Origin of the sequence: Anatilimnocola floriformis (assembly GCF_024256385.1) — a bacterium.
Lineage (GTDB): Bacteria > Planctomycetota > Planctomycetia > Pirellulales > Pirellulaceae > Anatilimnocola > Anatilimnocola floriformis.
The window spans coordinates 3,270,702-3,283,574 of the sequence record NZ_JAMLFW010000001.1; the positions used below are offsets into that span (position 1 = coordinate 3,270,702).

Consider the following 12,873-nt stretch of genomic DNA (forward strand, 5'->3'; position numbering starts at 1 on the left):
GGCTGCTTTTATTTGCGAGAGCACAACGTGATCTTGTGCTACGACGTACGAACCCGTTGACTCACCTGCACCGTGTTACTTCTTTTTACGCGGCGGCGACATGCCGAGTCGCATGAGGAACATGGGCACGCAGGAAGCAAGTGTCATCGCAACGGACGTCAGCCAGCCGGGAATGACGCGTGCCCGATCGTGCAACACGGCCTTCAAGGCAGTTGCAACGACGAGTTGCGCGGAAACCTTGAGGATTGCGGGAGCAGGCGCGGCATCCGTGTTGCCGGCCCGCTGAGCCACGTCGAAGAACTCCGTCGTTACCGGTCCGGGGCAAAGCGCGGTGACAGAAACGCCCGTGCCGCGCAGTTCGGCGCGAAGGGCTTCGGAAAAGCTGGTCACATAGGCCTTGGTGGCCGCATAGACTCCCAGCGTTGGTAACGGCAATAGACTGGCGACACTGCTGACATTGAGGACCGCGCCGCGAGCAGCCATCAGTTCCGGCAGCAACGCTCGCGTCAAGCGAGTTAGCGCGACGACGTTCACCAAGAGCATCTGCTCCACCTTCGGCCAATCACAATCCTCAAACAGTCCGTGATCGCCGAGGCCCGCGTTGTTGATAAGCAGCGTCACCCGCTGATCTCCCCGCGCGAGCTCTTGCAGAAAGGCTGCCGTCGCAGCGGCGTCGGCCAGGTCGACCGTATAGAGCTGAATCGTGAGCCCGGGCCGAGCCAATTCATCGCGTAAGCTTTCCAATCGCTCCGTACGGCGAGCAGCAAGGATGAGTGTCTTCGCGACGGGCGCGAGTTGCCGCGCGAACTCCGCACCGAAACCCGAAGAAGCACCCGTGATCAATACGACCGAATCGGCAAAAGTTTTCATCCGCGGATTCTACAGTCCAGCTCAGCGGTTGGCTGCACCGCCGAAGCTTGTACACTTCACTCTGCGATCCATGAGCGAAAGATAGAGGTAGCCGAGTACCTGCCCGCAGTGATCGAGTGCAGAATCTGCGGCATTCGGTCGGTGTACTAACGGTCTCCAACGCTCGTAGGCCGATGGCAATCCGGTACAGGCGAACCGGCATGGTCTCGATTGCTCGCGTGCATTACTGTGGCAAGCTATCGGTGGTCCCCAGTTTGTCTCACGTGTGTGAAGTGTCATGGAAGAGAAGTCGTTCAACTGCTTTGATTTGGATCAGACGATTCGCGAAATTGGCGTGGCGCTCGGAGTTAGTCCGGCGCAAATTCAATCCGCGGTTCAATTGCTCGACGAGGGGAACACCATTCCCTTTATCGCCCGCTATCGCAAAGAGGCGACACGCGGTCTCGATGAAGTGGCGTTGCGGCAGATTGAAGATGCGCTGGCTAAGGCACGCGAACTGGCTCAGCGCAAGACAACGATTCTGAAGACCATTCACGAACAAGGGCAGCTCACGCCAGAGCTCCAAGCTCAGATTCAAACGTGTACCGACCGTCAAGTGCTCGAGTCTCTCTACCTGCCGTTCAAACCAGAACGGCGAACCAAGGCAACTGCCGCGCGTGAGCGCGGCTTGCAACCGCTGGCTGATCTGTTGTTGCGGCAGGAAAGGCTTAATCGGCCGAAGAGCACTGTGCTCAAGCCTTACGTGAATGCGGAAAAAGGTGTCGAAACTGAGGAGGCCGCGTTGCAAGGTGCTTGCGACATCCTGGCCGAACAGTGGTCGCAGCATCCACCGTTGCGTCAGTGGTTGCTGGAGCAAGCCGGCGGTTATGGGGTGATTGCTTCGACGGTCAAGCGCGGGAAGCAAGCCGAGGCTAGTAAGTTCGAGATGTACTTCGATCATCGCGAGCCCGTGAAGCGAGTTCCTTCGCATCGGCTGCTGGCCATGAATCGCGGTGAGGCCGAAGGCCTGCTTAAAGTGAGTTTGAAGCTCGACGACGAGTTCGTGTTGGCCAACATCAAGCCCGAATTGGCTCACAATCCGCAATTCGAGTTTTATCGCGAGTTGCAAACCGCAGTGGAAGATTGCTACCAGCGTTTGCTGCTGCCGGCTGTTGAATCGGCAGTGTTCGAAGATTTGAAGAACCGGGCCGATCAGGAAGCGATCGCCGTTTTTGCGAGTAATCTGCGCGAACTGCTCCTCGCTGCGCCGGCGGGACCGCAGATGACGATTGGCGTGGATCCGGGATTTCGCACCGGCTGCAAGCTCGCGGTTGTCGACGGCACGGGTAAGTTTTTGAGCCACACGACGATCTATCCCACGCCGCCGAAAAGCGACCTGGAGGGTGCTGCTCAAACGCTGAAAGCACTGATCACCAAGTACGACGCCAAGCTGATCGCCATCGGCAACGGCACGGCTTCGCGCGAAACGGAAGCCTTTGTGGCGGACGTCATCAAACGTAACGGGCTCCAGGTCACGCAAGTCAAAGTCAGCGAATCCGGCGCTTCGATCTATTCGGCCAGCGAACTCGCGGCGCGAGAGTATCCGGATCTCGATCTGACGATTCGCGGCGCGATCAGCATCGCCCATCGCTTGCAGGATCCGCTCGCGGAACTCGTGAAGATCGATCCCAAGTCGATCGGCGTGGGACAGTATCAGCACGACGTGAACCAATCACTGCTCCGCAAAAGTCTCGACCGCGAAGTGGAGTCGTGCGTAAATCTGGTGGGCGTCGACGTAAACCTGGCAAGCGCGCCGCTGCTGGCTCACGTCGCTGGCATCGGACCGAAGCTGGCGGAAAAGATCGTGGAATACCGTGATGCCAACGGCCGGTTTAAATCGCGCGAAGAACTTGAAAACGTTCCCAAGCTAGGACGCAAAGCCTTCGAACAAGCCGCGGGATTTTTACGGATTCGCGACGGTCAGCAGCCGCTCGATAATTCGGCAGTTCATCCCGAGAGCTATTACGTCGTAAAGAGGATGGCGGCCAAGCTGAATGTTTCTACTAAAGAGTTGGTAGGCAACGGCACGCTTGCCACACGGCTGCAAGCCGCCGATTTCGTTGATGAGAAGTTTGGCTTACCAACCGTGCAGGATATTCTCGCCGAGCTCGCCAAGCCCGGGCGCGATCCGCGGAGCGAATTCAAAGTCGCCCAGTTTGCGGAAGGAATCAACGAACTGTCGGATCTCAAAGTTGGCATGGTCTTGGAAGGTGTCATTACCAACGTCACCAAGTTCGGCGCCTTCGTGGATATCGGCGTTCATCAGGACGGGCTCATTCACGTCTCGCAACTGGCGAACAAGTTCATCCAAGATCCCAGCGAAGTTGTCGCCGTCGGCGATGTGGTTCGCGTGAAGGTGCTCGAAGTCGATCTCGACCGCAAACGAATTGCCGTTTCACGCAAGCAGGCGATGTAGTTTATCGGACTCCCTCTCTCACTATCCGGTTCATCAGGACATCTGGCATGACAATCTCCCTCCACGCCAAAGTGATGCGATTCGTGGGCATTCTACTAGCCATCATGATCTGGTCTGGAGCGACCCGCGCCGAAGACTCAACATTCACCGGCGAAAAGACGAGTTGGCATGGGTTCGATCGATATGACTTCCTGATGGACGAAGTCACATTCGAGATCAAGCCGCACAAGGCCGGCGCCGACGAAGGCAACTCGGTCAAAACTCCAGTGAAGGGGCAATTGCGCTGCGTCGTGGTAACGCCGAAAACTCCGGCGGCCGGGAAGCCTTGGTCATGGCAGGGATATTACTTCGACCACGAACCGCAGACGGAAATTGAATTGCTGAAGCGCGGCTTTCACATTGGGTTTGTTTATTGCGACGCGGGTAAGCCGTGGGACGCTTGGTACAAATTTCTGACGGAGACGCATGGGCTGTCGACGAAACCGGCGTTCGTTGGCATGAGCCGCGGCGGCCGCAACGCTTACACCTGGGCCACGGCCAATCCAGAGAAAGTATCGTGCCTGTACATGGACAATCCGGCCGTCAGCCGAGAGGCAATTGCCAGACTCGGCGACCTGGCCAAGGCCGATGTTCCGCTGCTGCACGTCTGTGGCAGCATCGATCCGATTATCAACCACACTCAAATGGTTGAAGCATCTTATGTCCAACTCGGCGGCCGCATCTCGCTGATGATCAAGGACGGGGCCGCTCACCACCCGCACAGCCTGCGCGACCCCAAGACATTGGCCGACTTCATCGAACAAAGTCAGCAGCCAGTCGTCGTAGAGCCGCCAAAATTCGTGGGAAAGTCAGCCACGAAGACGTCTTTCTATGCCTCGGCCAGCGACTACCGCGAGGCGCCCAGCGAGAAAACATTCGTCGCTTGTCGCGGGCCCTGGTTCGCACCGTCGTACGATCGCTACGAGTTCCGCATCGGTAACATCCGCATGCCAGTGACCGTCATCGTGCCGCGCACGTCCGCAGCGGGTAATCCCTGGGTGTTCCGCGCCGACGCGACTGGTCGTGATTCGTTGGTCGATCTGGCCCTGCTGGCTCAAGGGTTTCATATCGTCACTGGCCCGGTGCCAACCGATACCGATGGCCCTGTGCTCGATCAATGGAATACCGTTTACAAGCACCTCACCGACGCAGGTCTGTCGAAGACGCCGGTGCTGGAGGGAGCGGGCGGAGCGGCCGGCGAAGCATACGCCTGGGCGATCGAGAATCCGGAAAAGGTTTCTTGCGTTTACGCTGAGAACCCCCTGCTGCGGAGCCGAATGTCAAAGACGCAGCCGCTGGATCGGCTGGAGTCGTTAGCGAAGGCCAAGGTTCCGGTTCTGCACGTCTGTGGCAGCAGCGATCCATGGCTCGCAAGCCAGAGCCAAGTGTTGGAAAAACGATACAAGGATTTGGGCGGTTCGGTGACGGTCATCGTCGAAGAGGGCAAGGGGCACTTTCCGACGGCGCCGCGCGACGTGAAAGCAGTTGTCGACTTCATTCTCCGCTGCCAGCCGAACCCTTAAGAGGCTATTTGTTCGAGAAGGCCTTTGTCGCCGCTTTGAGAAACGCGTCGCGGGCCGCCCATTGGTCGCCGCTCGTGCATTGCACCATGAAGACCGTGACCATGCCGGTCTTGGGATCGACTGATAAGTCGGTACCGAGCGCCCCATCGTGGCCGAACATGCCGTTGCGAAGGTGGTAACCCAGGCTGTAGTTCACCTTGGTGCTACCGGTTTGCTCTTTTCGAAGTTCATCCATGGCCGCAGCGGACAAGTAGCGTTTGCCGTCGAGTTCGCCGTCATTGGCCAGCATCAGGCCGTAGCGAAAGATGTCGTGCGTGGTGGAGAAGAGGCCGCCCCCAGCCTCAGGATGGCGGTTAGTTCGATCGCTATAGGGCTTTGTCAGGAAGCCGATATTCCCCCGAGCGAATTCGGTTTTGCTCTTATTCGGGCCGTAAGCTCCGGCCAAGCGGGCGACCTGGGCCGCGCTCGGCCAGAATGTAGTCTCCGACATTCCCAGCGGATCAAAAAAACGCTTCTGCAGGAACTCTTCGTAAGGCATCTCGCTTACCAGCTCAACCACGCGGGCAGCTATGTTCATTCCCTGATTGCCGTAGGCATACTTTTCCCCGGGCTGCGATTGAAGCGGGCCGGTCACCGAACTTAGGGACCGAACTTTGAGCGGCGTGGTGTCTGCCCCAGTCACCTGCTGGACTTCTGCCGATCCGGTCAGGCCGCTGGTGTGGCTGAGGAGATGGCGAATCGTAACGGGCCGGACTAGCGGCTTTAGCAGCACGTGCGACGCGTCTTTTTCCTCCACGACCATCCATTTGCTCAACTGCGGAATGTACTTGGTCACGGGATCGTCGAGGCTCAGCTTGCCCTCGTCCACCAGCATCATGACGGATGCCCCGGCGAACATCTTCGACATGGACGCGACCCAGAAGACGTTGTTCTCATCGATTGGCTTCTGCGCCTCGACGTCGGCGTAGCCCATGAGGTTCTTGAAATGAACCTTTCCCGTTTTGTCGGCAACGATGCCGATGATGCCGGCAATCTTGTGCTGATCCAAATACGGCTGCACAACCGCCGCGACGTCAGGGCTGGCAGGAACGGCATCGGTGGCGTGAGCGGACACAACCAAGCCGAAGAAAAGGAAACACCACGTGCCAACGGCGAGCGGACTCGACATATCTCTGTCTTCCTCAAATGGGCGAGCAAGTTGCCTTGCGCAACTGTGAGAGGAATGCACTATACCGATTTCAAACAGCCGACGAAAACGCCGCCCACGCCGCCAGGCACTTGCAGGTACATTCCTCATAACCAATCCAGTTACCTCAGGCCGCCGTGGCCGATTCGGTGTAAGATTCGCCACTGGATTTCGACTTGTTGATTGCCGACTCAACCAGAGCGGAAGAACCTCACCCACTGGTCATCCTGGGGTTTCGCTGGATATTGCCCGGAAGTTGCACCAATTATTCCGATGTTAGAGATCAGCGAAGTGACGACGCCGGGCGAGTTGCGGGCCTTCGTCAAGTTTCCCTTTCAACTTTATCGGGACAACCGCTACTGGGTGCCGCCACTGATTCGTGACGAAATCATGACGCTGGATAAGAATCCGGCCTTCGAACATTGCCTGAAAAAATATTGGCTAGCCCGGCGCGACGGCCAAATCGTGGGGCGGATTGCCGGGATTATCAACCACGCGGAAAACAAGAAGTTCGGCGGCTCGACGGCCCGCTTCGGCTGGATCGATTTCATCGACGATCGTCAGGTATCGGCGCGGTTATTTCAAACGGTGGAGACTTGGGCTCGCGAACATGCCACGCAGCACATCCATGGCCCGCTCGGCTTTTCGGATTTCGACAAAGAGGGCCTACTGGTGGAAGGGTTCGAGGAAATGGGAACCTTCGCCACGATCTACAACCACGCCTATTATCCAGAGCACTTCGAGGCGTGCGGCTACCGCAAGAGCGCTGACTGGTTGGAGTATGAAATCTTCTCGCCTGGCAAAATTCCGCCGCGCTTCGCTGAGTTTTCGCGCAAGGTGCAGGAGCGCTACGGCTTGCGTCAGTTGGAGGTAAAGCGTGCCAGCGAACTGCGCCCTTATGCTCGCGAGATCTTTCAACTGGTCAACGATGCCTACAGTCATCTCTATGGTTTTGTGGAACTGACCGACAAGCAGATCGAGTTCTATACCGAGCAGTATTTCGGCTACGTCAATCCAGATTTCGTCTCCACCATTCTCAATCAGCAGAATGAAGTGGTCGCCTTCGGACTGACCATGCCGTCGTTATCGCTGGCGCTGCGAAAGGCGCAGGGCCGGCTGTTGCCGTTTGGCTTCTGGCACTTGTATCGAGCGCTGCAGAAAAACAACCGCGCCGATTTTTACATCATCGCGCTGCGCAAGGAGTTTCGCAGCAAGGGTGTGCACATCATGATCCTGGAAAAGATCCTGACCACCTGCTTGAAGTATGGGATTCCTACCGCCGAGACTAATCCGGAGCTCGAAACCAATCTGCAAGTGCAGCTGATCTGGAAGGGCTTTGAGCGTCGCCAGCACAAGCGTCGACGCTGTTATTCCAAAGAGCTAACCGGACTGGAATAAGTTCGAAATGGGTGTCGATTTGCTCTTCGGCCGAACGACTACAGATGTCGGACGCAAACACCTATCTTTGGAGAAATACCATGCAGTTCATGATGCTGATGATCCCGAACGTCTATCGCAACAATCCCAAGCTGGACGGCTTTGCCCCCAAGCTGACAGAAATGGAAGCGATGGGCCGATTCAACGAGGAACTGGGCAAAGCGGTGAAGATTCTGTCGCTCAACGGTTTGCATCCGCTCAGCAAGGGTGCGCGAGTGTCGTTTGGTGACGGCAAGCCGACCGTGACCGATGGTCCCTATGTCGAAACCAAAGAAGTGTTCGGCGGCTATTGGATGGTGGAAGCCGATTCAAAAGAACAACTGGTCGAATGGGCGCAGAAGTGCCCGGCGCTGGCTGGCGACATCATTGAGATCCGTCAGGTGTTTACCGCCGAGGACTTTGCGATCAAGCAATAGCTGGATCAGGTATCATGCGGAACATCGCGTTGGGTCCCGCAGTCAGGAGTTTATCGTGTCGTTGTCGCCTGCCTACTCACAGTTGCTGAGGGAGCTCGTCTCGGTCTTTGAAGGCGAGCGCGACTGGATTGCGAACACCGCGAACTGCGCTGCCCTGCTGTTTCAGACGTTGCCTGATTTGAATTGGGCCGGTTTTTATTTCCTGCGCGGCAATGACCTGGTGCTAGGGCCGTTTCAAGGTAAGCCGGCCTGCGTGCGCATTCCGCTGGGCAAAGGCGTGTGCGGTACCGCTGGAATTCGCCGGGAAACGATCGTTGTTCCCGACGTCCACCAGTTTCCTGGCCACATCGCCTGCGATTCGGCTTCACAATCAGAGATTGTGGTCCCTCTGATCGTCGGCACTCGACTAATCGGCGTCTTGGATCTCGATAGTCCGATCTTGAACCGATTCTCAGCCGACGATGCCGCCGGGCTGGCAGCAATTGCTCAGGCCCTGCTCGATTGCTCCGATGTCTAAGCGCCAGCCGCCGGCTCAGCGAGCGAATCTAACTGTTCGGCGGGCGTGAAATTGAGCGACTCCGAGTTCAAGCAGAACCGCAGTCCGGTCGGCCGCGGTCCATCGGGAAAGACGTGTCCCAGGTGACCATCGCAGCGAGCGCAATTGATCTCGATGCGAACCATGCCGTGGCTGTCGTCGCGTTTCTCCAGCACGTTTTCCTTCGCAACTGGCTGAAAGAAGCTCGGCCAGCCGGTGCCGGAGTTGAACTTGGCATCGGAAGAAAACAACGGCAGCCCACAGCCAGCGCAGGTATAGACGCCGGTCTTTTTGTTGTCGAGCAACGTGCCGCAGAATGCACGCTCGGTTCCCTGATTGCGCAACACGCGAAATTGCTCCGGCGTCAAGCGCGCTCGCCACTCGTCGTCCGACAAATTCCACTCGGCAGATTCCACGGGGCCGACCAATTTCCCGCTGCGGTCGAATACATGCACTGAAGTCATTTGATTTCTCCTGCGGTTCTGCCGCACCAACTAACGTTTGGGCTTTTCAACGGTAAGCTTGCGCTTGTAGATGCTCTTACCGTTGGCGACGTACAGGGTGCTGTGATCGCTGCCCGCGAGGATGCAACTGGTCAGAGGTTGGTCCGGGTCTTTTTTCGGCAGCACGCCGCAGGGTCGGCCCGTTGGGTCGAAGATCTGCACGCCCAGTTCGCTCGTCACGTAGTAGCGACCTGCCTTGTCGACGGCCAAGCCATCCCCCTTCGAGGCAGCCACGTAAGGCGGGGCCTCGCCGAACTTGAATTCGCCCTTGGGATCGATCGGCAGACGCATCGGCATGGTCGGCATCTTGGCATCGAGCACTCCGCCAGCGTTGACGCGGAACGTCCAGGTATGTTCGCCACCGTAGTCGGAAACAGCCAGCGTGCCGCCATCGTTCGATAGTCCGATGCCGTTTGGCTTGGCGATACCCGTGTCGACCGGCGACACCTCGCCGTTTTGCGGATTGATTCGCGTCACTTGCTTGGCGCCCGTTTCGGTGATCAAGATCATGCCGTCGCGCGTGACGGCCAGGTCATTGGGCTTTACCCCTTCGGCGATCGTTTTGACCTCGCCCGATTTTGCATTGATCGAAATCACGCGGTTCTTGGAACCCTGGCAAGCGTAGAGGAGCGAACCATCGGGGCTGAACTCGAGACCGCTGACCGATTCCTTGCAGAGTTCGGTCTTCGCGCCATCGGCAGCACTGATGCGAAATACGGCAGGGGCTTTCATATCGCAGAAATAGAAGTTCCCTTCCTTATCAGCGCACAAAGCATCGGCGAAACCGAGATCGCCAGCGACCAGTTCCCACGATTCGCCAGGGATGAGCAGATTGAGCAGCGTCAGATCGCCGCCAAGATCGCCGCGCGTGTCATAGACCGGCTTGTGAACTTCTTTGCGCCATAGCCATTTCATGGCTTCCGGAAACTTCGCGCCACCGAAGTCGGCGTTGTGAGCGTAACCCTCGGCCCAGTCGAAGCGGGTGTCGTAGCCCATGTACTTCAGCGCTGACGACATCTGCTGATTCGACCAGGGCCAGCTGCCGTACATATTGTCGACGTCGCCGCTGGTATCGGCCATGTAGACGCGAATCGGTTTCGGTTCGGTCTTACGAACCCACGCTGGATAGACATTGCCGCCGCGGAGATTCGTGAAGCTGCCGACGCTGGAATAAACCTTGCGGAACTGATCGGTCCGTTCCCAGGCCGCGGTGAACGAGCAAATCGCGCCCGAGCTCGAGCCGCCGATGGCGTGCATCTCCGGATCGTCGGAGATGTTGTATTTCTTCTTCACGGCCGGAATGATTTCTTCCAGCAGGAAGCGAACGTAGCGATCGCCGAGGCTGTCGTATTCAAAGCCGCGGTTCGAGTGCTTGTTGTTTTCGCGCGGCTTCGATTTGTCGTGGCCGGGATTCAGAAAAACAGCAATCGTCGGGGGCATGTCGCCGCGGGCAATCAGATTGTCGAAGACGATCGGCACCCGCCAGCGACCAGTGAGGTTGCGCATCCCTTCGCCGTCCTGAAACACCATCAGTGCAGCCGGCTGATCGGCTTTGTATTGAGCGGGGACATAGATGGCCCAGTCGCGCGTGGTGCCCGGGAAAACCTTCGACTCTTCCCAGGGCTCCATTTTTTCGACGGTCCCCTTCGGCACATCATCCTTTGCGACCGCGTCGGGATGAGGCTCCCACGCAGGCTTGGTATTCACGATCGGAATATTGGTCGATTCGGCTTTGTCGTCCCACAGCCACTTGAGCGCCTCGGGGAGCAATTCGCCGCCGAACTTGCCGCTGTGACCGCCGTCGGTCATCACCAGCTTGTACTGATAGCCGGCGAATTGCAGCGCTGCGGCCAGGTCCTGATTGCCGAGCGGCCAGTTGCCGTGCAGATTGTTCAGATCTTCGCGGCCATCCTGCAAGTAAACCTTGATGTCTTTTTTCTTGCCTTGCGTTTTACGAACGAGCCCCGGATAAGCCCAGCCGCCGCGAATGTTCGTGAAGCTGCCGATGTGGCTGATGACCTTGCCGAATTGATCGGGCTTTTCCCAAGCGACGGTAAAGGCACAAATGCCGCTCGATGAAATCCCGCATACGCCGCGCTTGGCGGGATCGGCCGAGACGTTCAGCCCCTTCAGCGCGACGGGCAGAAACTCATCAACCAGAAACCGCGCGTGAGCATCGCCCATCGAGTCGTATTCAAACGAACGATTGCTGCGACCAGCCGCTCCCGGCATCGTCCCCGGGATGTTGCCGGGATTCACAAAGACGGCGATCGTGACCGGCATCGCCTTTTGATGGATCAAATTGTCGAACACGATCGGCACGCGAAAGCCGCCATTCGCTCCCGAGTAACCGCCGCCATCCATGAACACCATCAACGCCGCCGGTTCATCGGCCTTGTACTGCGCCGGCACATACACGCTGTAGTCGCGCACAGTCCCCGGAAAGATTTTGCTCTCCTTGAATTGGCCCGCTGTCACCTTGCCCTGCGGAACATCTTTCTGGACCACACGGTCGGGATTTTCATCCGCCAGCGTGGCAACCTGCAGGGACGCAGCGAACAGCAAAGACAATGCGCACAACAACAGCAGAACTCGTCGGCAGCGATGCATAAGAGAACTCCCCAAGACGGCGATGTGTGAAGTAGGACGGACCAGTGGTCCGTCCAACGAGCGGGTACTCGCCCAACTACTCTCCTTAAACTTCCGGACGGACCAATGGTCCGTCCTACTTAAAGACGCGACGAGGGAACTACTTCGTCCCTTCGGTGTCAGCCTTGGCTTTCTCTTCTTGAGCGGCCGAGAGGTCCGGGTTCGGCGTGGCATCGCCTTCGACCAGATTCAGCTCCCACTTGATGCCCCCGAGGAGCGAATCCATGTAGCGCTGATCAGCCCACACGGCTTCGTTGTGGCCGAGGCTCATGTGCATGGCTTTCCCTTCGCCGTAGTTCTTCACCCAAGCGATTGGAACATGGTAGGGCTTCTTCAGTTTGGTCTTTTCCATGTTCAGACTCATCAGCACGTGCACTTTTTCTGGCTGCCAATTCTTGAACTGATAGATTTCGTCCTTGATGCTGAACTCTTCGCCCCACGGCTTGCTGACGGGGTGCTTGGTGTCGTGCACGGTGACGGTCACCGTTTCGCCCGAGCCCCACGGGTGGCCGTTGAACGTGCCGCCGATCATGTCCCAGTAGGGCTTGTAGTTGTGATAGGTATCAGCGGCCGAGTGCGTGCCGATGAAACCGTGCCCCTTTTTCGTCAACCATTCTTGAAAGAAGTAGTCGAGATCTTCCGGCTTAATCTTCAGGTCGCCGGTCGTGTAGAAGAGGACGATGTCGTAGTTCTTCAGGTTTTCCTTGGTGAAATCCTTGGCCACGTCCTGGCTGCAATCGGCGCGGAAGAGGTTGCTCTTCACGCCGAGCTCGGTGATGGCGATTTCGGCTGGGGAGAGTTTTTCATCTTTGCGCGTAACGCTGCCGTGGCGGAAGCCAGCCGACTGCGTGATCATCAGCAGGCGATAGCCCGTTTCCTTGGGAGCCGAATCCGATTTGGATTCCTTTTCCTGGGCGCTGACGCTGCCGACCAGCGCGAGCAAAAGAGCGAGGAGGGAGAGAGTTCGTTTCATCGTGAATACCTGAAGGTGGGAAATGAAAACTGCGCACTCGCTGCGAGAAACGGGTTCTGGCAGCGGAAATTTCGCGCATCGGAAGTATAGCTCAGAAAAGATCATCCTGTCGTGGTAGCGCCCTCCGCGGAAGGTTTTCAAGCTGGCCAAATATTTTCGCGAGCGAGTAGAATTAAGAATATGAAATACTCACTCCGCGCTCTGCTGCTCGTTGTGCTCCTCTTCGGCCCGCTGCTAGGGTTTTGCTACTCCAAGTACAGCAGGTGGCAAGTTCAGCGAGAATTGCA

General features: G+C 57.6%; 10 protein-coding genes. 5 read left to right on the plus strand and 5 right to left on the minus strand.

Features of this window, described 5'->3' with window-relative positions; genetic code table 11:
* Positions 1-75 precede the first annotated feature (75 nt).
* On the minus strand, positions 76-870 hold the full coding sequence (locus M9Q49_RS12585; RefSeq protein ID WP_254509095.1) for an SDR family NAD(P)-dependent oxidoreductase: 795 nt from the start codon (positions 868-870) through the stop codon (positions 76-78).
* A gap of 277 nt (positions 871-1,147) precedes the next feature.
* On the opposite strand from M9Q49_RS12585, the gene M9Q49_RS12590 reads away from it, so the two are divergent.
* Both M9Q49_RS12590 and M9Q49_RS12595 read left to right on the plus strand, forming a co-directional pair.
* Positions 1,148-3,325, plus strand: coding sequence for a Tex family protein (locus M9Q49_RS12590; RefSeq protein WP_254509096.1), 2,178 nt, complete (start codon positions 1,148-1,150; stop codon positions 3,323-3,325).
* Positions 3,326-3,372: 47 nt separating this feature from the next.
* Positions 3,373-4,887 carry an alpha/beta fold hydrolase gene (locus M9Q49_RS12595; RefSeq protein ID WP_254509097.1) on the plus strand — a complete coding sequence of 505 codons (1,515 nt, stop codon included), beginning with the start codon at positions 3,373-3,375 and terminating at the stop codon, positions 4,885-4,887.
* Between the two features lie 4 nt (positions 4,888-4,891).
* Here M9Q49_RS12595 and M9Q49_RS12600 read toward each other — a convergent pair whose 3' ends face one another.
* Positions 4,892-6,055 carry a serine hydrolase domain-containing protein gene (locus M9Q49_RS12600; RefSeq protein ID WP_254509098.1) on the minus strand — a complete coding sequence of 388 codons (1,164 nt, stop codon included), beginning with the start codon at positions 6,053-6,055 and terminating at the stop codon, positions 4,892-4,894.
* Between the two features lie 291 nt (positions 6,056-6,346).
* Here M9Q49_RS12600 and M9Q49_RS12605 point away from each other — a divergent pair, with 291 nt between their 5' ends.
* The 3 genes from M9Q49_RS12605 (at position 6,347) to M9Q49_RS12615 (ending at position 8,443) form a co-directional block, all read left to right on the plus strand.
* Entirely contained in the window at positions 6,347-7,471 is a 1,125-nt protein-coding gene (locus M9Q49_RS12605; protein WP_254509099.1) for a hypothetical protein, read from the plus strand.
* A gap of 80 nt (positions 7,472-7,551) precedes the next feature.
* Positions 7,552-7,926, plus strand: coding sequence for a YciI family protein (locus tag M9Q49_RS12610; RefSeq protein ID WP_254509100.1), 375 nt, complete (start codon positions 7,552-7,554; stop codon positions 7,924-7,926).
* A gap of 55 nt (positions 7,927-7,981) precedes the next feature.
* Positions 7,982-8,443 (plus strand): GAF domain-containing protein, encoded by a 462-nt coding sequence (locus tag M9Q49_RS12615; RefSeq protein ID WP_254509101.1) that lies wholly within the window; start codon positions 7,982-7,984, stop codon positions 8,441-8,443.
* Here M9Q49_RS12615 and msrB read toward each other — a convergent pair.
* The 3 genes from msrB to M9Q49_RS12630 form a co-directional block, all read right to left on the minus strand.
* Positions 8,440-8,925 carry a peptide-methionine (R)-S-oxide reductase MsrB gene (msrB, locus tag M9Q49_RS12620; protein WP_254509102.1) on the minus strand — a complete coding sequence of 162 codons (486 nt, stop codon included), beginning with the start codon at positions 8,923-8,925 and terminating at the stop codon, positions 8,440-8,442. The two genes, M9Q49_RS12615 and msrB, sit on opposite strands and share 4 nt — an antisense overlap.
* A 30-nt stretch (positions 8,926-8,955) precedes the next feature.
* On the minus strand, positions 8,956-11,574 hold the full coding sequence (locus M9Q49_RS12625) for an alpha/beta hydrolase-fold protein (RefSeq protein ID WP_254509103.1): 2,619 nt from the start codon (positions 11,572-11,574) through the stop codon (positions 8,956-8,958).
* Positions 11,575-11,713: 139 nt separating this feature from the next.
* The gene (locus tag M9Q49_RS12630; RefSeq protein ID WP_254509104.1) at positions 11,714-12,586 is read right to left on the minus strand and encodes a ThuA domain-containing protein; all 873 of its coding nucleotides are present in this window, start codon (positions 12,584-12,586) and stop codon (positions 11,714-11,716) included.
* Positions 12,587-12,873: the final 287 nt, after the last annotated feature.